We start from the raw sequence: 19,397 nt of genomic DNA, 5'->3' as shown, positions 1-19,397 counted from the left end.
GTAGTAGATCATCGGTTTGTCGTAGACCGGGACCAGCTGTTTGCTGACGCCCATCGTGATCGGATGAAGCCGTGAGCCCGTGCCGCCCGCCAGAATGATTCCCCGCATGAGCCCGAAGTCTTCCAGACCTTCCGATCACCCGTGCGGTTGTGCCTTCCCCGTTTCCGCTGCGTGAGCTCCGAGGTGCACCTACGCTCGCCGCATACGCAGCCTTCCGAGAGATCCGAGGACAACGATCGTGACGAGCCGCACCCAGATCGAAACCGGTATCAGCCAGGTCACCGCTCTGCTCTCTGCTGTGACCGCAGACGAACGCGCGTCGGCCACGCCCTGCACGGAGTGGACCGTCGCTGACCTGACGGACCACCTGGTGCACACCGCGGCCAACTTGGTGACGATGGCTCGAGGCGGGGAGATCGACTGGTCGGCGGTACCCGAGCCCTCCTCGGATCCGGTTCCGCTGTGGACCGCCCGGACCCGTGAACTGCTGACCGAGCTCGACGCAGGTTCACCGCTGCCGGCCGGCATGGTCGCTGCTGAGCTTTCGGTGCACGCGTGGGACCTTGCGACGGCACTCGGGCGCGGTACCGACGACTTCGACCAGACCGTGGCGGAGGAGGGGATGGTGTTCATGTCGGCCAATATGACCGATGAGCGCAGGGGCGGTGCCTTCGATCCCGAGCAGCCTGCACCCGACGGGGCAAACGCGTACGAGCGCATCGCGGCTTTTGCCGGGCGTACTGTTCGACGGTCCTGACACGTCCAGCGACGCTCACTCCCACGGGATTCGATAGGGCTGAGACAGGGCTTCGGTCGTCGGTGTCGGCCATTCCGACGGCCACACGATCAGCGGATCGGCTGTGAGCTCGTGCACCTCCGGAGGCAGCGGATTCGCGTCCATCTGGATTCGTTCCCAACTGCATTCGCCCGACGCGACGCGGCGTGCGTAGTGAATCAGGTCGGCCGACGCTCGCGGTGAGGACGCCACGCGGGCCAGTAGTTCCGTTGTGACGGTGCGGGTTTTCAGGTCTGCTTTCGAGGCGCGTGTACGCGTGGCTTCGAGCTCTCCGCAGGATGCCATCAGTCGGTCGTAGGCAGCGCGGGTGTGTGGAGGCAGGGACTCGATCATGCGTCCCGCCATGGTTCGTCGCCGGTGCCGACGGAGAAGTCCTCGTCCGGTGTGTCGAGTACCGGTCGGATATCCGCGGTCTTGCCCGCTTCGACGGCTTGCTTGCCGTAGTCGAGGAGGTCGTTCAGCGGCCGCAGCGTGTCGTCGATCTTCTGGCCCACCTGGCCTTCGGGGTCGCCGAGCGCGTCGAGGAACCCGCCGAAGTCGTCGACCACCTGCTCGATCTTCACAATGAGATCCTTGGACAGATCCATTGCCGTCAAGCATATTTCGATGATGCTCTGCACCTGCCATGCAGTGCCGACCACCGGCACTTTCTTGAGCATGACCTTCAGTGCACCGCGGGCGTTGTCGACGGCCACTTCGGACTCGAGCAATTCGACGATCTTGCGGACCACTGCCAGCGCTGCGCTACGAAGTTGCTCGGCAATGGCTGTACAGATTGCGGCGATCGTTCGGCCGGCATGCCCTTCCCATCGCATTGCGGCGAGTTGTCGGTCGGCATAGTCGGTGAATGCCTGAGCGGCTGCGCCGTCCCAGTGACCGTCGACGCGGCGTACTCCTGCAGCCAACGACTCTGCTGCGGCTTCCATGGCGTCGCCCGCAATCTGGTACGCCTGACCGATTCGACGGATTTCGTTCCAGTTGCCGGTGACAGGAATGGTCGCTTCGCGTAGCGGACTCCACCCGGCGAGTTCGAAGATCGTTCGGTCGATCTCGCCGAGCCGCTCGGAGGCATCGGCGAGCACGTCGCGGATGTCGTCGATGACGGGATTGGTTGGAGGATAATCGATTCCGTGAGGATATCCGTAGTCAGCGGCACCGTCGAATTCGTCTACATGCCCGGCCGCGGCGTGATCCGAACTCCCGCGGTCGCTGCCGGGTAGCGGTGGTACAGATGTGTGGGCGTTGAGCAGGTCGTAATTCTTTCGATCTTGATCGGCATACAACCAGGCAGCTTTGTTCAGCTCGGCCCCCATCTCGCCGCAGTTGGCCGACAGGTGAACGTGTCGGGTGCGGGTCATCTCTTGGAAGCGTGCGATATACGGACGCAGCTTCTTCAGAATTTCTCCGACCACGTTCTCGCCGAGGCCCGCGTTGTCGAGCAAGTAGTGGTGACTGACCAGGGTATCGGCACCGATGCGATCGAGAAGGTTACCGAGACCGGCGATTTCGGATGTCTTTGCCGCGAGCTGTTCGGTCATTCCGTCGAGCTCTTCCGTAGTGAGGAGATGAGGCCTTCGACGTCTTCGTCCGTCAGTGCGTTCTCGACATCACGGTCGGCGAGCACGACGAAGACCGCGACCTCTGCGGTGGCGAAACCGGTAGTCGTGACGACGTCGAATGTCGCGCGGGGAGGAGGGCAGTACGGCGAGTCCGGTATGTCTTCCACCAGGGCTGTGTAGTGGACAGCCGGAGCTCCGTCGATCTGCAGATACTTGGGGTCCCCGATCCTAACGGTGGGTTCCAGAGACCCATCTTCGTTGGTGAAGATCATCGACGCTTTCTGCACCTCTCGATAGGCGAGGACAGTCAAGTCACCGGCACGGCGACCGGTCATTCCGCTGATTGCCGAAGACTCGAACTCACCGGCTGCGCAATCGAATCGACCGTGAAGACCCATTGCGCCGTACGTTGCGGTCGACCCGTCCTCACCGACCCACTCCGAGAATCCGTCGTTCCAATTCTCCCAGTCAGCCGGAATGTCGTAAGTCCAGCCGAATTTGGTGGCGATGGGCTGCGGCTGCCCGTCGGGCACCTCGATTTGCGGTGGCGGGCGTTCCATCGACGGAAAACCCCGCGGCAGGGGCGGCGGCACGGTCGTCGAGCCCGTGGGTTTCGGCGACACCGGTGGCAGAGCCCGTACACCCTCGTACGGTTCCGGTACTTGCGGAGCCAGCTGCGGAATTGCCCACATGAACCCGAACAGCAGCGTTATCAGTGCCGCGAGACGGACAAGAATTTTTCCCAGACCCATTGACGTACTCCCCCCGAAGTCGAACAGAAGCTAGCACGCGCGCCCGACAAGAACGGCCCACACGACCCTCCAGCGGTAAAGTGCCTGTTCATGAGAATTCTCGTCACGGGTGGGGCCGGGTTCATCGGCGCGAACTTCGTCCATCAGACCCTCGCGCAGCGCCCCGACTCCCAGGTCACCGTGCTCGACAAGCTCACCTACGCCGGCAACAAGGCCTCCCTGGACCCCGTCGCCGATCGCATCGACTTCGTGCACGGCGACATCGCCGACGCCGATCTCGTCGACAGCCTCGTCCGCGAGACCGATCTCGTCGTCCACTTCGCCGCCGAATCCCACAACGACAACTCCCTGACCGACCCGTGGCCGTTCGTGCACACCAACGTCATCGGAACCACCACCCTGCTCAACGCGGTCCGCGAACACGACGTCCGCTACCACCACATCTCCACCGACGAGGTCTACGGCGACCTCGAACTCGACGATCCGGCACGGTTCACCGAATCGACCCCGTACAATCCGTCGAGCCCGTACTCCTCGACCAAGGCGTCGAGTGATCTGCTGGTGCGTGCCTGGACCCGATCGTTCGGGGTCCGCTCCACCATCTCGAACTGCTCCAACAACTACGGCCCGTATCAGCACGTGGAGAAGTTCATCCCGCGTCAGATCACCAATATCCTCAGCGGCTCACGCCCCAAGCTCTACGGTGCGGGGCAGAACGTGCGCGACTGGATCCACGTCGACGATCACAACAGTGCCGTCTGGGCCATCATCGACGGCGGCCGCATCGGCGAGACCTATCTCATCGGAGCCGACGGCGAAGCCAACAACCGCACCGTCCTCGAAGCGATCCTCGAAGAGACCGGCAACGCACCCGACGCATTCGATTTCGTCACCGACCGCCCCGGCCACGACCTTCGCTACGCCATCGACTCGACCAAGCTCCGCACCGAATTGGGTTGGACACCAACCTATGTCGACTTCCGCGCCGGATTGAAAGCGACCGTCGACTGGTACCGCGACAACGAGCAGTGGTGGCGACCGCAGAAGGATGCCACCGAGGCCGTCTATGCGGCGAAAGAGTCCGTACTGCCTTAACCTCTGCGCGACATCCGGTGTCGCAGCAACAGGTACACGGCGCGCCGCATGAACGAGGTCATGAGTGCCTTAACGTTTCCGATGCGAACGTCACTGTCGGACAACAACGTCGGGTCGTTCGCCTGGAGGGAGCGGTGGAAGTCGGCGGCCTGACGGGCCTGCTGGGTGGCCAGCTCGACGCTCCACTGTCCCGAGTTGATGCGGAACGACGCCAGCGGCTGGGGAATGGCAACGATGTCGCCGCGCAGCGCTACGGCGATGAAGGTGGCCTGGTCGATCAGATACGGGTGACTGTTGTCCCACAGTCCTACTGCGCGCAGTTCCGAGAGCTTCATCATGACGCCGCCGGGTTCACCGAAGATGTTGGCTCCGGCCCGAACTGCCGTTCTCGCGGCCACTCGACCCGACGTCTTGCCCTGTAGTCCGCCGAGTCCGCGCGCGGCGATGACGGTTTTGCTGTTGGCGTCGATCAACGTGCGCTGTGCGGCGACGAGTACCGCGGTCGGATGGGCGTCGAAAGCCTGTACCTGGGCGGCGAGCGCGGTGCGGTGGATGGTGTCGTCACCGCACACGAGTTTGATCAGCTCACCCGACGCTTCCTCGGTGACGCGATTCCAGTTGGCCTGTGCCCCACCGCCCGCAGGTGTGGTGAGGAGGCGAATGCGTGGATCGTCGTACTTCTGGGCAACGGCCAGGGTGCCGTCGGTCGACGAATGGTCGGCAATGACCAGCTCGAAGTCCGTGAACGTCTGGGCGAGAATCGAATCGATGGTCTCGGCCAGGTATTCGGCGTTGTTGTACGCCGGGACGACGACGGAAACTCGGGGTGTCATGGTGTGGGGTCCTGGCTCTTTCTGCGAAACGAGAAGTCGCGGTAGCCGAAGAAGCTGACGACTGCCATCACTGCTGTGACGACCAATTGGGAAGGGATGGGCGGGAAGTGGAATACCGAGACGGCGAGGGTCATCAGTGAGATGTTGGCGAGGAACGCTCCGAAGTTGACCACGAAGAACCGGAGCAGATCTCTGAAGAAGTGCCCGCGAACGCGAAACACGAGGTAGCGATACATAGCGAACGCGCACAGTACGTTGCACAGATACCCGAGCACGATGGCGGCGTGGTAGCCGTATCGCTCCCCGATCAGCAACTGCCACACGATGAACCATGCAGTGCCCAGTGCGGTGTTGACGCCGCCGACGAGCAGAAATGCGATCTTCTGATTCTTGACGATGCGCATCAGCGGTCCCGGTGCACCGTTCATGCCGGCCGGGGGTGCGGGAGTCTGCGGCTCGGTCATCGGCCCACCGCCAGTGCCTGACGCGTCGCGAACAGGGTCGAGGCAATGCCCGCAGGCAGTGTGCGGTGGGTGCGTCGATCGATCTGCGGCCAGACCGTCGACCGCAGGCGTAGGTCGCGTCCCTGGAACGCCGCGAGGGGAGAGGCCGCGAGCACCACGTTGGGCCGTCGACGAAAGACCGTTCGACAGGCACCGAGAATGGAACCGATGGTGACGGCCTCACCCGAGGCGAAGATCTTGATCGTCGGAGCGATACGCCGTTCGGCGGAGACGGCGAGGGCATCGGCCACCATTTCGGCGGCGTCGCTGACGTAGAGGTAATCGCGCAGGGTGTCCATGGGGACGTAGATCGACACCGGTGAGGCCATCAGGTATCCGCGGCACAGGTGCGAGATCAACCCCTGAGGTTTCGCGAGATTCTGTCCCGGGCCGTAGAGGTTGGCGAATCGGCCGACGACAACGTTGACCCCGGTGCGGACGCCGAATTCGGTCGCGACCGACTCGGATTGCAGTTTCGCGAAACCGTAGTCGCCCAGCGGGATCGGCGGTGTTTCTTCGTCGTGTGGGGCTCCCAGTGCGCCGGCGTAGACGCCTCCGGCAGACGAGGCGAGAAACACCGTTCCGGTGTCCGTGCGGTCCGCGGCGACGGACTCGACCCGGGCCAGTACGGTCCGGATCAGATCGTTCTCTTCGGCGAATTGTGCTGCACTGGTGCCGTTCACGCCGGCTCCGGCGGCCCAGACGACGTTCCACGCGCCGGTCCGGAACGAGTCGAAGAAGGCCGAACAGCGTTGCAGCAGAGTTTCTTCGGCCAGTGATCGGTCGGACCACGGGATTGCACTGGTGTGCACGTGATGTCCGCGTCGTCGAGCTTCCCGCGTCACCGATGCGCCGAGCAGTCCGCCGCTGCCGACGACCCAGGTGTGCGTCGCGCTCACGCCGGCGGTGCGGGATCGGTCGACGGTCCGGTGCGTCCGAGCGGCCCGTTTCCAGGGTCGGTCACGATCAGGTAGGGCGGCTTGCCCATGGCGGTCTTGACGTTGACGCCGACGTACTCGGCCACCACTCCGAGTGAGAACAGGGTGGCTCCGAAGCCGAACAGCAGGATCACCATCGTCGATGCCCAGCCTCGCACTTCGGCACCGGAATCGAAGACGAAGTACGACACCAGCACGTAGGCGACGAGAACGAGGCCGAGTAGCGCGAACGCGATGCCGATGAAGGACACCAGTCGCAGACCTTTGGTGCCGCTGGAGAGCACCATTCGCCAGAAGTGCGACAGAAGCGTCCGCAGTCGGTATCCCGATCGACGGTCCACTTCTTCTCGCAGTGCCACCGGGCTCGTCGTGACGTCGCCTGCAATCCACCCGAGTGCGATGTCGAGGTATGCCTCGGAGCCGGCGTAGGCGGCAACGGATCGACCGACTTCGCCGAGGACCAGGCGGTAGCTCTGGTAGTCGACGGTGTTGTCTCCGGCCAGAGCCTTGGCGATGAGCCACTTCGCTCCGCGTGAGGCGGCGTTGCGCCAGAGTCCGTGCGGTGCGACGTTCGTCGGCTTGGCGTAGACGACGGTGGATTGCCGGTCGAGGGCGGTATCGAGCATGCCGCCGATCGCGGCCGGGTCGTGTTGGCCGTCCTCGTCCATCGTGACGATCCATTCGCCGCCGCTCGATGCCATGCCGGCGAGGGTGGCGGGGTGTTGGCCGAAGTTACGACTGAGCCACACGCCGCGAACGAACGTATGCGCCTCGGTCAGCTGCCGGATCACGGCTGCGGAGTTGTCGGGTCCGTGATCGAACACGAGGAGAACTTCTTCGACGATCATCGGCCGCCCGAGGGGCGTGTGGGTGACCTGCGTCAACGGGATGATCTCGTCCATCAGCGCGCTGAGCGTCCGTTCGCCCTGGTAGACCGGAACCACGATGGAGATGCGGTGCGGAGCAGCAGCGTCGGACGTCACGAGGTCTGACCCTATCTGCTGGACGTCGTACTGCCGAACTCCGGCGCGGAGGGGCGTCGACGGCGTCGAACATCGAGTACGACCAGGCCGATCAGCACCATCACCCCACCGGCCATGGCAGCGAGTCCGAGTCGTTCACCGGGCGGCCGGAAGGTGAGTTCCAGGTCCGCTGCGTCGGTGCCGGGCGGCAGGTCGACGTACAGGAAGATATCGGCCAGGCCCTTCGTCTGCAGCGGTTCACCGTTCAGAGTGGCGGTGTAGCCGGGCCAGGCCAACCGCGAGAAGACGACGCTGCCACCGGCGGGCGCGGAGACGGTGACGTGTTCGGAGTCCGCGTCGGACGAGATCGGGTCGGCGGAGGCGTTCACCGTCGCTACGACGCGTCCCGACGCGGCAGGAATCAATCCATCGACGCGTTCGAGGACGTAGACCTGCCGAGCGGAATCGGGGGTGGGTGCGGTGACCCACTGCCAGCCTGCGGGCGCGGGTTGGGAATCCGCGAACGGATACTGCAGTTTCTGCAGCACGACGCGGTCGAGCTGCATCAGATCGGCGTAGGTCTTGCCGGTGTACGGCTCGATCTCGAAGAGCCGGTCGAAGGCGTCGGTGCAGGTCGAACCCTCGTGCTCGAAGCACAGCAGGTTGGCGAAATCGAGGTAGCCGACGGGGGTGTAGGCGTTGACGTAGTCCAGGCCCATGACCTTGGCGGAGTTGCCGTAGACCTGGGAGTGCCACGGCAGTTGCGGGTCGTCGGGCCCGTCGGCTTCGGTCTCGGTCAGCGCGCGACTGCCGAGCTGCAGCGTCGAGCCCTGCCACTGCGGGAACTGGGCTTTGGCCTCGGACTGAGAGGTGGGGAGCCACCATTTGGCGAACGGCGGTTGGTATCCGGCCACCTGGTACATCGCGATCGGCGCGATCGTGACCAGGATCAGCGTGGCGGTGGCCTGGGTGGAGAAGCGGTGGACGAGCAGCAGGGCGAGTGCGCCGACCAGCAGGATCGCGAGCGCAGCAACGATGTGGCGGCCGAAGAACTCCGGACCCGACGAGCCTGCACGCAGCAGCAACACCAGCGTCAGCAGGCCGGCGGCGAGCAATCGGGGCCGCAGCTTGTCCAGAGTTCCGTATCGGCTGATCAGGGTGACGACGAGGATCAACGCGACGATAGCGACGAAGGGGAGGATGCGTGCGGGCCAGCGGATGGGGCCGATGTCGCTGGGGCCCGCGGTGAAGACCAGCGCGAATGCCAACAGAATCAGTGGTGCGGCCAGCTCGCGCAAGGATGCGGGTACCCGACGCCACGCGATGAACGCGAGCGCGGGGACGAGGAACCAGGCTATGTAGGTGACCGGGGATTCGGTGGTCTCGCCTGCCCACGATTCGATGCTGGTCACGGCCGTCGGGATGCTGGCGGTCAACGATTCCGACCACGGTGCCGTCAGGAAGTTGTCGTTGAACGTTCCCTCGTCACCGCTGCGCCAGGTGACCGCGGACGTGAGCACTCCGGGCAGGAAGGTGACGGCCCCGCAGGCGGCGGCAGCGATGCCGACGCTGCACACCTTCAGCGCCGGACGCCACAGCCGCTGGAACAGTCGCTCGCCGATGGCGACGGATCCGATCATCACACCGGCCATGACCGCGGCGTGAACGTATCCGACGCTGATGGCCAGGTAGAGGAACACGAACGGCACGACGGGGCCGCTGTGGCCGCGGGCGTACTTCACCGAGCTCGCCCATGCGTTGGTGATGTACGCGGTGCCGATGAGGGCCGTCACCCACGAGGTGTTCTCGAAGAACAGGGTGAAGCCGACGAACGGCGCGCTTGCGCCCGCGACGGCGGCCCAGTTGGCGCGTGCCCCGTAGACGAGCGCGACGCGGTACACCCCCCAGGCCAGCAGGATCGAGAAGCCCAGTTTGACGACCGTCGCGAGCAGGACCAGGTTGTCGATCGAGGGCGAGATGTAGTTGATCGCCATCTGCACCGGGTTCCACAGTCCGCCCTGGCCTTCGACGGGATAGTTGCCCGCCATCCACTGATCGAGCACGAGGGACGGGAAGTGACCGTCACGCATGATGCGCCCGAGTTGAAGCCAGTTGGGGATGGCACCGGATTCGGTGTCGTCGATGTAGAAGAAACGCGGGTCGACGCTGAGCACCAGGAGATAGCCCAACACGACGACGGCCGCAATTGCCGCTCCCCATACGAGGCGCTCTCGTCTGCTGTCGGGCAGGGAACTGCTCGCGATCTGGGTATCCGTGGTGGGCAAGGGTCAACTCCGTGAGTTCGGGCAAAGACACCCGACTGTAGCTGTCGTCTTGCTCTCGAGCCGAAACGCCGAGGCATGCATCACGCAGATGTCCGCAGGAAAGCGGCTATTGCGAGTGACCACTCTCTAAGTTATGGTTTCGTCATTCTATGACGGAGGTCACATGAACCCGAACATTCCTTTCGACGTCGTCATCACCGGCGGGACCGTGTACGACGGATCCGGCGGTCCTGGAGTTCGGGCGGATGTGGGCATCGTCGACGGCGTCGTGCGGGCCGTGTCGGCCACGCCGCTCAAGGCGGGCGCGACGACCGAGGTGGTCGATGCCACCGGTAAGTGGGTCACGCCGGGCTTCGTGGACGTACACACCCATTACGACGCAGAGGTGTTGGTCGGGCCGGGTCTCGAAGAATCCGTCCGGCACGGGGTCACAACGGTTCTACTGGGTAACTGTTCGTTGTCGACTCTCTATTCCACTCCGGTCGACATCGCGGATCTGTTCAGTCGGGTCGAGGCGCTTCCGCGAGATCATGTCCTCAAAGCCGTCGATGCGCACAAAAATTGGAACAGTCCCGACGAGTACATCGCAGCCCTCGAGCGCCTGCCTCTGGGTCCCAATATCGCTGCGTTGGTGGGTCATTCGGATCTCCGTGCGCACGTCATGGGTCTCGACCGCTCGACCGACCGCAGTCAGAAGCCCACCCGCGAAGAATGGCGTGCCATGTCCGACGCGCTCGAAAAGGCGCTCGACGCCGGGCTGCTCGGAATGTCGACCATGACGAACCCGTGGGACAAGTTGGACGGCGATCGATACCGGTCTCGTTCGTTGCCGTCCTCGTACGCGCGGTGGAGCGAATTCCGTTCTCTGCACAAGATTCTGCGTCGACGCGGTCGGTTGTTGCAGAGCATTCCGAACCTGAACACCAAGTACGACATGTTGTTCTTCCTCGCCTCGGCCACCGGGGTGGGCCGCACTCCGCTCAAGATCTCGCTGCTGGCGGCGGCCGATGCCAAGGCGTCGCCGTGGATCCATCGCGTCTTCGGCCCGCTCGCCCGGATGGTCAACGGCCCGGGCAAGGGCCAGTTCCGCTGGCAGCACCTGCCCACCACGTTCGACGTGTATTCCGACGGCATCGACCTGGTGGTGTTCGAGGAGTTCGGCTCCGGCCGCGCCGCACTGCATCTGCGAGAAGAGTTGGGCCGCAACGAGTTGCTCTCGGACGAGGCCTACCGCCGCTGGTTCCGTGCCGACTTCGAGAAGAAGTTCAGCTCGCGCGTCTGGCACCGCGACTTCGCCGACGCCGAGATCACCGAGTGCCCCGACGCGTCGGTCGTCGGAAAGAACATCGCGGAGGTCGCGGCCGAGCGCGGTGTGCACGTGGTGGATGCGTTCCTCGATCTGGTGGTCGAGCACGGCCGAAAGCTGCGCTGGCACACGACGGTTGCCAATCACCGTAAGCGGCAGATGGACAAGCTGATCAATCAGCCCGGGGTGACCGTTGGTTTCTCCGATGCCGGCGCTCATCTCCGCAACATGGCGTTCTACAACTTCGGCATTCGGTTGCTGCACCGCGTGCACGACGCGCGAAACGATCGCAGGCCGTTCATGACCGTGGAGAAGGCCGTGCACAAGCTCACCGGCGAACTGGCCGACTTCTACGGTGTCGACGCCGGTCACCTGCGGGTGGGGGACCGCGCCAATATCGTCGTGATCGACCCGGAGGGCTTGAACGAGGATGTCCTGGCCTATCGCGAGGAGACCATGCCGGAATTCGGTGGCCTGAGCCGCATGGTCAACCGCAACGACCGAGCGGTCACCGCCACTCTGGTCGCGGGCCGAGTGGTGTTCTCCGGCGGCACCTTTGCGCCATGGTTCGGGGTGTCGGAGCGGGCCGGTAGCTTCCTGCGGGCGGGCACTCCCACGGCTCCTCGACGCCGGGAGCGTGTGTGAGTGGCGAGTCAACAACAGCGCCGAACCGAGACCATCGGAAAGCTGCTCGACGCGACTATCGCATCGTTGTGCGAGAAGGGCTATGCCGCAACCAGTGTCAGTGAAATCGTCAGCCGGGCCGGGGTGTCGTCCGGTGCCATGTTTCGGCATTTCGACACCAGACTCGACCTGATCGTCGCTGCAGCCGACGAGGTTCGTCGACGTCAGTTCGAAGAGTTTCGCCGCGGCCTGTCCGGTTTCGGTAGCGCGTCCATCGAGCACTGTCTCGAACTGCTCAGAGCAGCGTGCCGCGCCCCGATCAACGGGGCCTGGTACGAGCTGCTGACAGCCGCCCGCAGCGACAACGAGCTGCGAGAGAGGCTGCAGCCGTTCACCGTTCGATATCACGAGCAGATCGCAGAGCTTGCTCGTGCGCTTCCCGTTGCCGGTGTGATCGATCCGCAGCATCTGGAAACAGTGGTCTTCAGCGTCGTCCACCTGCTCGACGGCGAGGCGTTGGCAGCAGTGGTCCATCCGCAGCCCGAGCAGGAAGCCATGCGGCTGAGGATGATTGCCCACCTGTTGCGCGGTGGCGCACTGCATGCCCTGACCGACGCAGGATGACCCACTGGACCGTACGCACATCGGGGGCCGAGCTTCCCGTCTTCGATTACGGGAACCCGGCCGCGAAGTCCACGGTGTTGCTGGTGCACGGCTATCCCGACAACCATCACGTGTTCGATCCGCTGATCACCGCGCTCGGCGACACGGTCCGGGTGATCGCCTACGACACACGAGGCAGCGGAGCGTCAGTGCTGGAGCCTGCGGCAGACGTCGCCATCGAGCAGCTGGCGCGGGACGCCTTCGCGGTGGTCGAGTCGATCCCGGGGCTCACCGGCAAGGTCCACGTGTTCGCCCACGACTGGGGGTCGGTCCAGATGTGGGAGGCGATGGCCTCGCCTCGGGCGAGCACTGCATTCGCGTCGTACACGTCGGTGTCCGGGCCCAGTCTGGATCATCTGCGGCAGGTGGCACGGGCGCGGTCGGTCCGGCCGTATCGATGGCCGTCGCTGGTGGGGCAGTTGGCCAGGTCCTGGTACGTCTTCGGGTTTCACGTGCCCGTTCTGCGAACGCGAATACCGGCTCTGCTGGCCCGACTGCAGGCCGAGGGCGAGCCGACCCCGACGGCGGCCGACCAGCAGCGCGGCATCGCGCTGTACCGGGCCAACGTGCTGCGGCGGGTGCTCCGTAGGCCCGATCCGCGATGCGTCGTCCCGACCACCGTGGTGGTCCCGACACACGACCCGATGCTGTCGACGAACCTCACCGAGGGTCTCGATCGGTGGATCCCCGACCTGCGCGTCGTTCACGTCGAGGCGGGCCACTGGTGGCCGTACACGCACCCGGCCGATGCCGCTCGTGTGCTGCTGGAGAGGGTGCGGGAAGGGGAGTAGGTGGCGGGCAGTGCGGCGAGCGTCGGACGGATCGGCCTCGGGCTGTGCAACCATGGTAAGTGGTCTTCTTCTCGGTACGGCCACACCTGTGATCGCTCGAACTGTCACTACTCGAACTGGATGGGGTATTTCTCGGTATGGACGGCACTGCTCTCGATCGTCTCGGTTCCTCGGACGTGCCGGCTGCCGCCGGCGGTGACGACACGGCCGAACTGACAGTTCAGAGGCTTCTGTTCGACGGCCCGTCGCCCCTGGTCAGCGCGGACATGTACAGCGAGGTCGGCAAGGGCAATGCCGAGCGCACCCGCACCGGTGTTCGGATCGCCAAGCGCAGCGTCGTACATACCAACAGCTACTTCGGACGGTTCCCGGCCAGTTACTGGCAGCGGTGGACGACGGTGACCGAGGTGGTCTTCCAGGCCACCGTTGCAGGCGCGGGCCGCGTGGATCTGGTGGCCACCGACTACAAGGGCCACCAGCGCACGATGGCCAGCACCACCGTCGATTCCGCGAACGCGTCGACGCGATTGTCCGTCCCCGTCGCAACGACGCAGTTCCTCGACGGCGGCGCACTGTTCGTTCGCTTCACCACGACGTCCAGCGAGTTGTCGGTGCAGGATGCGGAGTGGACCGTCGCCGCTCCCGAGAAGCTGCGGCCCACCTCGGTGGTGATCTGCACGTTCAACCGTGCCGACGACTGCGCCAACACCGTCGCGGCGATGGCCGACGACCCGATCGCGTTGCTCGGCGTCGACAACGTCTACGTCGTCGATCAGGGCACCGATCAGGTGCAGACGCGGGAGAAGTTCCAGCGCGTGGCGGCCGAGCTCGGCGACAAGCTCGTCTACATCACCCAGCCCAACCTCGGAGGTGCCGGTGGGTTCACCCGCGGCCTGTACGAGGTACAGGGCAAGGGCGGCGATCCGGCCAACGTGATCTTCATGGACGACGACGTGCTGTGCGAGCCCGAGGCGATCGTGCGCATGAACTCGTTCGCCAACATGACCGTCGAGCCCGCGATCATCGGTGCCCAGATGCTGTACCTGCTGCACCCCGACCGGGTGCACGTCGGTGCCGAGGTGGCCAACCTGCAGAAGCTCGAGGCCGGAGTCCACGTCAAGAACGCGGTATCGGACAAGAGTGCATTCAAGCGCAAGCGTCAGCAGGACGTCCGCGTCGACGCCGGATACAACGGTTGGTGGTCGTGCCTCATCCCGTCGGAGATCGTCGGTCAGGTCGGCTACCCGTTGCCGCTGTTCTTCCAGTGGGACGACATCGAGTACGGATACCGTTCGCGCGCAAACGGATTCGCCACCGTCACGCTGCCGGGCGCAGCGGTGTGGCACGCCGACTTCGCGTGGAAGGACTGGGACGAGTGGCACCGCTACTTCAACCTGCGCAACGGCATGATCACCGCCGCCCTGCACATCGAGCTCGACGGTAGGACGCTGGCCAAGCAGCTGTTCACCGATCTGCTTCGCTACCTGGTGTCGATGCAGTACGGCATGGCGTACACGCTGATCAAGTCCGTCGAGGACTTCCTGGCCGGTCCGGAACATCTGCTCGACGGCGGCATGGACGCGGCCGGTTCCATCCGGCGTGAGCGCGCAGCGTACGGAGAAACCAAGCGGCACAACGCCAACGACGTTCCGGGGGTGCGTCCGGCCGATATGTTCATCACCCCGGCCGGCCCACACCCGAAGAAGAGCATGGAATTCGCCGTGCTCGCCAAGCGCGTCCTCAACCAGTGGCGCGGCACGGTGGATCCGGGCCCCGTTTCCATCTCGGCCGACGACGCGCACTGGTGGCACGTCTCGCTGTTCTCCCACGCGATCGTCACCGACCGCTCGCAAGAGGGCGTCCGAGTTCGCAAGCGCAACAAGGCACATGCCGTCGAGCTGCTCAAGCGCGGGGTGACGGCACTCAAGCGTCTGCGCACCGAGACACCCGCCGTGGCAGCGTCGTACCGCGCCGCCGTCCCGCAGCTGACGAGCCGCGAGAACTGGGCTCGTCTCTACGGACAGTAGCTAGTTCGACCGGACCTTGGGTGCCGTGCGAATTCGTACGACGACCTGTTCGTTGTCGGCGGTGTACCCGAGGTAGTCGAATTCGGTGCCGGTGCGTGCGACGAATTCCGTCCACGCCCGGTACTCGTGGTTGCGCCAGCCGGGGAAGTTGAAGTACTCGTCGAACACGATGACGGTGCCCACTGCGAGTCGATCGGCCACGAGGTCCAGCACGGTGACCGTCGACGAGTACAGGTCGGCGTCGAGGTGCAGGAAGGCCAACTTCTCGTGGTGGCCCTTCAGGAAGCCCGGCAGCGAATCTTCGAACAATCCAGGGACGATCTGTGCGCCCGGCACTTCGGGGATGGTGTCCTGCTCGAACAGTCCCTTCGGGAAGCCCGTACGCCAGGTCTCGGGTAGGCCGGAGAACACGTCGAATCCGGCGACGACGGTGATGTCCTTACGCGACGCCAATTCCTCGGCGATGATCTCGAGAGTCGTCCCGCTGGCCACTCCGAACTCGAGCGCCATGCCTCGAATGGAGACCTCACCGAGTGCGAATCGCAGGGTTGCGTGCGGCCGTAGGAAGGTCGGTGCCTCCGGCATCATCTCTTCGGCGAACTCTGCGCTCTGGGCGGCGGCTTCGACGTCGGAAGCGTACGGAATGTCGCGACGCATCCGCATCTCGAGACCGCGAATGAAGGCGTGGAGGTCGTCGATCTCACGTCGCTGACGTTCGAGGACGTCGAGCAATTTCGCTTGCTGATCGTTGGTCTGCTCGGCCAGTTGCGCGGTCTGCTGCGCCAGAACCTCACCGATTGCTCGTTGAAGTTTTTCTCGAGCCGACGACTTGATGCGATCCGCGAGCTTCCGAGGTTCCGTCATGGGCACACGGTAGCTGGTGAGGACGCGTTCGCAAACACGTCAGGGCTTGCGAAAGTGCTCTCGACGGCCGAGCCCGCGCAACCGGAACCACTCCGCCAGACCGCGAGGATTCCTGGTGGTGATCAGAAAGAACCAGGTGAACCGAATCCACTCCTGCGGCAACAGCTTTCGCATGCCTGGCTGCGACATCAAGTAACCGCGGTTGCGGTACGTGAAGTAGCGCTTGGTTGCGTCCTCTGGGTACTGCGTGTGCATCCGGCCACCGAGGATCGGCTTGAACTCCTCGGCCCCGTTGGGGTGGACGTACGCGGTGGTGAGGCACGTTCCGAACTTCAGGCCCGAGCGCTGCAGTCGGCGGTGTACTTCCACCTCGTCGCCGCGCACGAACAGCCGCAGATCGGGCACGCCCACCGCATCGATCGTCGACGCCTTGAACAGGGCACCGTTGAACAACGATGCGATGCCTTCGAGCAGATCGTCGTCCGGGTTCTCCGGGTCGATCAACTCCGAACGAAGACGACGCCACTCGACGCCGCGGCGCAGCGGAAACGCCAAGCGATCCGGATCCTCGATGTCGCAGACGACGGGGGAGACCTCGTCCAGTCCGTGCGCGAGCGCGCAGTCGTAGAGGGTCTCGAGCACCTTCGGGCCCTCGGGGCGGCCATCGTCGTCGGCGAGGAACACCCAATCGGCACCGAGGGAGAGCGCATACAGAATCCCGAGCGCGAACCCGCCTGCGCCGCCCAGGTTGTGCTGCGAGCCGAGGTACGTCGTCGGCAGGGCCGTCGATTCCACCAGTTCGCGTACAGCCGGCTCGTTCGCGTTGTCGACGACGACCAGATGATCGAGCGGACGCGTCTGAGCACCGATCACATCGAGCGACAGAGCCAGCAATTCACGCCTCTTGTGCGTGACGATGACCCCGACGATCTTGTCAGCCACCGGCTTGCCCATCAGGTCCGTCTTCCCGCTCGATCTCTTTCAGGATCTGCGCGACGTGGTCACCGGCGTCGTCGCCGTCGTATGCCCGCACTACTTCCTCGATGCCGCCCTGCTGCCGAATCTGGCCGTGATCGATCCACATCGCGGTATCGCACAACTGAGCCAGGAATTCGTTGGAGTGGCTGGCGAACACCAGGATTCCCGAGCGCTTCACCAACTGCTGCAGTCGGTGCCGGGCCTTCTTCATGAACTCCGCGTCGACGGCCCCGATGCCCTCGTCGAGCAGCAGGATCTCCGGGTCGATGCTGGTGACGACGCCCATCGCGACGCGCACCCGCATACCCGTGGAGTAGGTGCGCAACGGCATGTCGAGGTAGTCACCGAGTTCGGTGAAGTCGGCGATCTCGTCCATCTTCGCGAGCATCTGCTTGCGCGTCTGGCCGAGGAACAGGCCGCGGATGATGATGTTCTCGTAACCGGAGATCTCCGGGTCCATACCGACGCCCAGATCGAACACCGGCGCGACGCGGCCGCGGATGCTCGCGCTGCCTCGCGTCGGCTCGTAGATGCCCGAGAGCAGCCGCAGCAGCGTCGACTTTCCGGCACCGTTGTGTCCCACCAGTCCGACGCGATCGCCGTCCTTCAGGCTCATGGTGATGTTCTTGAGTGCTTCGACGACGACGACGTCGGAGGAGTTGCGGTCGATGGCACCACCGGCTTTACCGAGGAACGCCTTCTTCAGTGACCGCGTCTTGGCGTCGAAGATCGGGAAGTCGACGCACGCGTCATGGGTATCGATGCTGATGGACAACTGCTGACCCCTAAACCCAGTAGGGCACGCGGGCCCGGTACTTCTTGAGAGCGAGAATGGCCAGCGCCCATCCGACGACGGTGAAGCCGAGCACGATGTACCAGTGGTACGCCTGCTGGTCCTCGCCGATCAGAGGGGCGCGGATGATGTCCAGGTAGTGGAAGAGCGGGTTGATCTCGACGAGCTTGGCGCGATTCGCGGCCTCGCCGCCCATCTGCACGAGTCCCGATGTGGTCCACACGATCGGCGTCATGAAGAACATCAGCGTGACGAAGCTGCCGAGGATCGGGGCGATGTCGCGGTAGCGGGTGGCGATGATGCCGAAGAGGATCGACACCCACACCGCGTTGAGCAGAATCAGGACCAGCGCCGGAATCGCGAAGATCACCGTCCAGTGCAGTCCGCCGGGCGGCCAGAAGATCGCGATGATGATCACGTAGATCAGTAGGTTGTGGCCCAGGAGTAGCAGCTGGCGCCACACCAGGCGATACACGTGCACGCTGAGCGCGCTGGGCAGCTGCTTGATGAGACCCTCGTTGGCGACGAAGACGTCTCCGCCCTCGAGAATCGCGGCACTGATGAGGTTCCAGATGATCAGGCCGACCGTGACATGCGGCAGGAACGAGCGCAGATCGATGTCGAGAAGCACCGAATACAGCAGGCCCATGGCGATGGCCTGAACGCCGGTGGCGATGGTGATCCAGAACGGCCCGATCACCGACCGCCGATAGCGCTGCTTGATGTCCTGCCAGCCGAGATGCAGCCACAATTCACGCTGGTTGAAACCGGTCCGCAGATCGCCGAACGCGCGCCGATAAGTCTGTGAGTCCGAAACCGGAGCAGGCATCTGTTCTCCTGCCTCGCTCTCGGGATCCTTCGCTGGTGCCGACACGACGGTCGACACTACCCGTCTTCGACCGAGGGACTCATGTCGAGCTTGCTACAGATACTGGCCGGTACCGCTCCCGCCGTGGCCGCCGCTCGGTGTGGGCATGACACCGGGAGGCAATGCGCCCTGACGCATTTGCTCGAGCTGGGCCCGTGCGGCCATCTGCTGAGCGAACAGTGCCGTCTGGATGCCGTGGAACAGTCCTTCGAGCCATCCGACGAGCTGAGCCTGGGCGATCCGCAATTCGGCATCGGTGGGGACGACGTCGTCGCCGAACGGCAGCACCAGACGCTCGAGCTCGTCGCGTAGCTCCGGGGCCAAGCCCTGCTCCAGCTCCTGGATGGACGATTTGTGGATTTCCTTGAGCCGATTGCGGCTGGCGTCGTCGAGAGGTGCCGCGCGCACTTCTTCGAGCAGTTGCTTGATCATCGTGCCGATGCGCATCACCTTGGCGGGCTGTTCCACCATCTCCGAGAGGTCCGATCCGTCGGACGACTCCTCGTTGGCCGCCGAGCCGGAAGCGCGGGCTGCAGCAGCGGTGGCTTCTTCGCGGCTCAGTGCGAGTGGCTCTCCGTTGGGGCCGATCACGACGACGTGATCGCCGGGTGCATTGTTCGACTCGGATTGCGTCATGCATCCATCTTTACGCGTCGCCTGCCGTTGCGCGATCGACAGGGGCGATTATCCTGGTTCGGTCGTTCGCAACCGGGGTGTCAGGAGGATCGAAGCGTGCGTTGTCGGCTGCCGTTTCCTGGGG

Annotated in this window: 20 protein-coding genes; 6 read left to right on the top strand and 14 right to left on the bottom strand. The window is 64.4% G+C overall.

What is annotated here, in order from left to right:
* Positions 1 to 108, bottom strand: a 108-nt coding sequence (locus E4P29_RS12080; RefSeq protein WP_245154281.1) for a sugar phosphate nucleotidyltransferase, incomplete at its 3' end; no start/stop codon positions are given.
* A 130-nt stretch (positions 109 to 238) separates the two neighbouring features.
* On the opposite strand from E4P29_RS12080, the gene E4P29_RS12075 reads away from it, so the two are divergent.
* Positions 239 to 757 carry a maleylpyruvate isomerase family mycothiol-dependent enzyme gene (locus E4P29_RS12075; protein ID WP_167735456.1) on the top strand — a complete coding sequence of 173 codons (519 nt, stop codon included), beginning with the start codon at positions 239 to 241 and terminating at the stop codon, positions 755 to 757.
* Between the two features lie 15 nt (positions 758 to 772).
* On the opposite strand, the gene E4P29_RS12070 is transcribed toward E4P29_RS12075, so the two are convergent.
* From E4P29_RS12070 to E4P29_RS12060, 3 genes are read right to left on the bottom strand one after another with little or no spacing between them, the layout of a single operon-like run.
* Positions 773 to 1,129, bottom strand: a complete 357-nt coding sequence (locus tag E4P29_RS12070) for a hypothetical protein (RefSeq protein WP_135044886.1) — start codon at positions 1,127 to 1,129, stop codon at positions 773 to 775.
* Positions 1,126 to 2,334, bottom strand: a complete 1,209-nt coding sequence (locus E4P29_RS12065) for a WXG100 family type VII secretion target (RefSeq protein ID WP_135044884.1) — start codon at positions 2,332 to 2,334, stop codon at positions 1,126 to 1,128. Before E4P29_RS12065 ends, E4P29_RS12070 begins: the two co-directional genes overlap by 4 nt.
* Positions 2,331 to 3,107: a hypothetical protein gene (locus E4P29_RS12060; protein WP_135044881.1), complete on the bottom strand. Its 777-nt coding sequence runs from the start codon at positions 3,105 to 3,107 to the stop codon at positions 2,331 to 2,333. The genes E4P29_RS12065 and E4P29_RS12060 overlap by 4 nt, the downstream gene beginning before the upstream one ends.
* A 90-nt stretch (positions 3,108 to 3,197) precedes the next feature.
* On the opposite strand from E4P29_RS12060, the gene rfbB reads away from it, so the two are divergent.
* Positions 3,198 to 4,202: a dTDP-glucose 4,6-dehydratase gene (rfbB, locus tag E4P29_RS12055; RefSeq protein WP_135044879.1), complete on the top strand. Its 1,005-nt coding sequence runs from the start codon at positions 3,198 to 3,200 to the stop codon at positions 4,200 to 4,202.
* On the opposite strand, the gene E4P29_RS12050 is transcribed toward rfbB, so the two are convergent.
* The 5 genes from E4P29_RS12050 to E4P29_RS12030 are packed head-to-tail and all read right to left on the bottom strand — an operon-like array spanning position 4,199 to position 9,723.
* The gene (locus E4P29_RS12050; RefSeq protein WP_135044877.1) at positions 4,199 to 5,035 is read right to left on the bottom strand and encodes a glycosyltransferase family A protein; all 837 of its coding nucleotides are present in this window, start codon (positions 5,033 to 5,035) and stop codon (positions 4,199 to 4,201) included. The two genes, rfbB and E4P29_RS12050, sit on opposite strands and share 4 nt — an antisense overlap.
* Positions 5,032 to 5,499: a GtrA family protein gene (locus tag E4P29_RS12045; protein ID WP_032374162.1), complete on the bottom strand. Its 468-nt coding sequence runs from the start codon at positions 5,497 to 5,499 to the stop codon at positions 5,032 to 5,034. Before E4P29_RS12045 ends, E4P29_RS12050 begins: the two co-directional genes overlap by 4 nt.
* Positions 5,496 to 6,437, bottom strand: a complete 942-nt coding sequence (locus E4P29_RS12040; protein WP_135044875.1) for an NAD(P)-dependent oxidoreductase — start codon at positions 6,435 to 6,437, stop codon at positions 5,496 to 5,498. The genes E4P29_RS12045 and E4P29_RS12040 overlap by 4 nt, the downstream gene beginning before the upstream one ends.
* Entirely contained in the window at positions 6,434 to 7,429 is a 996-nt protein-coding gene (locus tag E4P29_RS12035) for a glycosyltransferase (RefSeq protein WP_135044977.1), read from the bottom strand. Before E4P29_RS12035 ends, E4P29_RS12040 begins: the two co-directional genes overlap by 4 nt.
* Positions 7,430 to 7,470: 41 nt before the next feature.
* A complete protein-coding gene (locus tag E4P29_RS12030; protein ID WP_135044873.1) occupies positions 7,471 to 9,723 on the bottom strand; it encodes a hypothetical protein in 2,253 nt (750 codons plus the stop codon).
* 163 nt (positions 9,724 to 9,886) lie between these two features.
* On the opposite strand from E4P29_RS12030, the gene E4P29_RS12025 reads away from it, so the two are divergent.
* The 4 genes from E4P29_RS12025 to E4P29_RS12010 all read left to right on the top strand — a co-directional run bounded on the left by E4P29_RS12025 (position 9,887) and on the right by E4P29_RS12010 (position 15,134).
* Positions 9,887 to 11,674: an amidohydrolase family protein gene (locus E4P29_RS12025; protein ID WP_135044871.1), complete on the top strand. Its 1,788-nt coding sequence runs from the start codon at positions 9,887 to 9,889 to the stop codon at positions 11,672 to 11,674.
* Positions 11,675 to 12,277: a TetR/AcrR family transcriptional regulator gene (locus E4P29_RS12020; protein WP_135044869.1), complete on the top strand. Its 603-nt coding sequence runs from the start codon at positions 11,675 to 11,677 to the stop codon at positions 12,275 to 12,277.
* Complete coding sequence (locus E4P29_RS12015; protein ID WP_135044867.1) at positions 12,274 to 13,107, top strand: alpha/beta fold hydrolase; 834 nt, start codon at positions 12,274 to 12,276, stop codon at positions 13,105 to 13,107. Before E4P29_RS12020 ends, E4P29_RS12015 begins: the two co-directional genes overlap by 4 nt.
* A 137-nt stretch (positions 13,108 to 13,244) precedes the next feature.
* Positions 13,245 to 15,134 carry a glycosyltransferase gene (locus tag E4P29_RS12010; RefSeq protein ID WP_135044865.1) on the top strand — a complete coding sequence of 630 codons (1,890 nt, stop codon included), beginning with the start codon at positions 13,245 to 13,247 and terminating at the stop codon, positions 15,132 to 15,134.
* On the opposite strand, the gene E4P29_RS12005 is transcribed toward E4P29_RS12010, so the two are convergent.
* The 5 genes from E4P29_RS12005 to E4P29_RS11985 all read right to left on the bottom strand — a co-directional run bounded on the left by E4P29_RS12005 (position 15,135) and on the right by E4P29_RS11985 (position 19,273).
* Positions 15,135 to 15,998, bottom strand: a complete 864-nt coding sequence (locus E4P29_RS12005; protein WP_135044862.1) for a TylF/MycF/NovP-related O-methyltransferase — start codon at positions 15,996 to 15,998, stop codon at positions 15,135 to 15,137.
* Positions 15,999 to 16,037: 39 nt separating this feature from the next.
* The gene (locus tag E4P29_RS12000; protein WP_167735455.1) at positions 16,038 to 16,952 is read right to left on the bottom strand and encodes a glycosyltransferase family 2 protein; all 915 of its coding nucleotides are present in this window, start codon (positions 16,950 to 16,952) and stop codon (positions 16,038 to 16,040) included.
* Positions 16,933 to 17,745, bottom strand: a complete 813-nt coding sequence (locus E4P29_RS11995; protein ID WP_209205388.1) for an ABC transporter ATP-binding protein — start codon at positions 17,743 to 17,745, stop codon at positions 16,933 to 16,935. The genes E4P29_RS12000 and E4P29_RS11995 overlap by 20 nt, the downstream gene beginning before the upstream one ends.
* Positions 17,746 to 17,761: 16 nt before the next feature.
* Positions 17,762 to 18,598: an ABC transporter permease gene (locus tag E4P29_RS11990; protein WP_167735454.1), complete on the bottom strand. Its 837-nt coding sequence runs from the start codon at positions 18,596 to 18,598 to the stop codon at positions 17,762 to 17,764.
* A 93-nt stretch (positions 18,599 to 18,691) separates the two neighbouring features.
* Positions 18,692 to 19,273 carry a bacterial proteasome activator family protein gene (locus E4P29_RS11985; RefSeq protein WP_057474004.1) on the bottom strand — a complete coding sequence of 194 codons (582 nt, stop codon included), beginning with the start codon at positions 19,271 to 19,273 and terminating at the stop codon, positions 18,692 to 18,694.
* Between the last annotated feature and the right edge of the window lie 124 nt (positions 19,274 to 19,397).

Origin of the sequence: Rhodococcus sp. 1R11, from assembly GCF_004563845.1 — a bacterium.
Classification (GTDB): domain Bacteria; phylum Actinomycetota; class Actinomycetes; order Mycobacteriales; family Mycobacteriaceae; genus Rhodococcoides.
Note: the sequence above shows the minus strand (reverse complement) of the source record. Positions and strands in the feature narration are given on the sequence as shown.

Coding starts and splice junctions, on each gene's coding strand:
- E4P29_RS11990 (WP_167735454.1), bottom strand. CDS start 18,598: ATGCCTGCTCCGGTTTCGGACTCACAGACTTATCGGCGCGCGTTCGGC.
- E4P29_RS12010 (WP_135044865.1), top strand. CDS start 13,245: ATGGACGGCACTGCTCTCGATCGTCTCGGTTCCTCGGACGTGCCGGCT.
- E4P29_RS12065 (WP_135044884.1), bottom strand. CDS start 2,334: ATGACCGAACAGCTCGCGGCAAAGACATCCGAAATCGCCGGTCTCGGT.
- E4P29_RS12025 (WP_135044871.1), top strand. CDS start 9,887: ATGAACCCGAACATTCCTTTCGACGTCGTCATCACCGGCGGGACCGTG.
- E4P29_RS12045 (WP_032374162.1), bottom strand. CDS start 5,499: ATGACCGAGCCGCAGACTCCCGCACCCCCGGCCGGCATGAACGGTGCA.
- E4P29_RS11985 (WP_057474004.1), bottom strand. CDS start 19,273: ATGACGCAATCCGAGTCGAACAATGCACCCGGCGATCACGTCGTCGTG.
- E4P29_RS12050 (WP_135044877.1), bottom strand. CDS start 5,035: ATGACACCCCGAGTTTCCGTCGTCGTCCCGGCGTACAACAACGCCGAA.
- E4P29_RS12060 (WP_135044881.1), bottom strand. CDS start 3,107: ATGGGTCTGGGAAAAATTCTTGTCCGTCTCGCGGCACTGATAACGCTG.
- E4P29_RS12000 (WP_167735455.1), bottom strand. CDS start 16,952: ATGGGCAAGCCGGTGGCTGACAAGATCGTCGGGGTCATCGTCACGCAC.
- E4P29_RS12070 (WP_135044886.1), bottom strand. CDS start 1,129: ATGATCGAGTCCCTGCCTCCACACACCCGCGCTGCCTACGACCGACTG.
- E4P29_RS12005 (WP_135044862.1), bottom strand. CDS start 15,998: ATGACGGAACCTCGGAAGCTCGCGGATCGCATCAAGTCGTCGGCTCGA.
- E4P29_RS12015 (WP_135044867.1), top strand. CDS start 12,274: ATGACCCACTGGACCGTACGCACATCGGGGGCCGAGCTTCCCGTCTTC.
- rfbB (WP_135044879.1), top strand. CDS start 3,198: ATGAGAATTCTCGTCACGGGTGGGGCCGGGTTCATCGGCGCGAACTTC.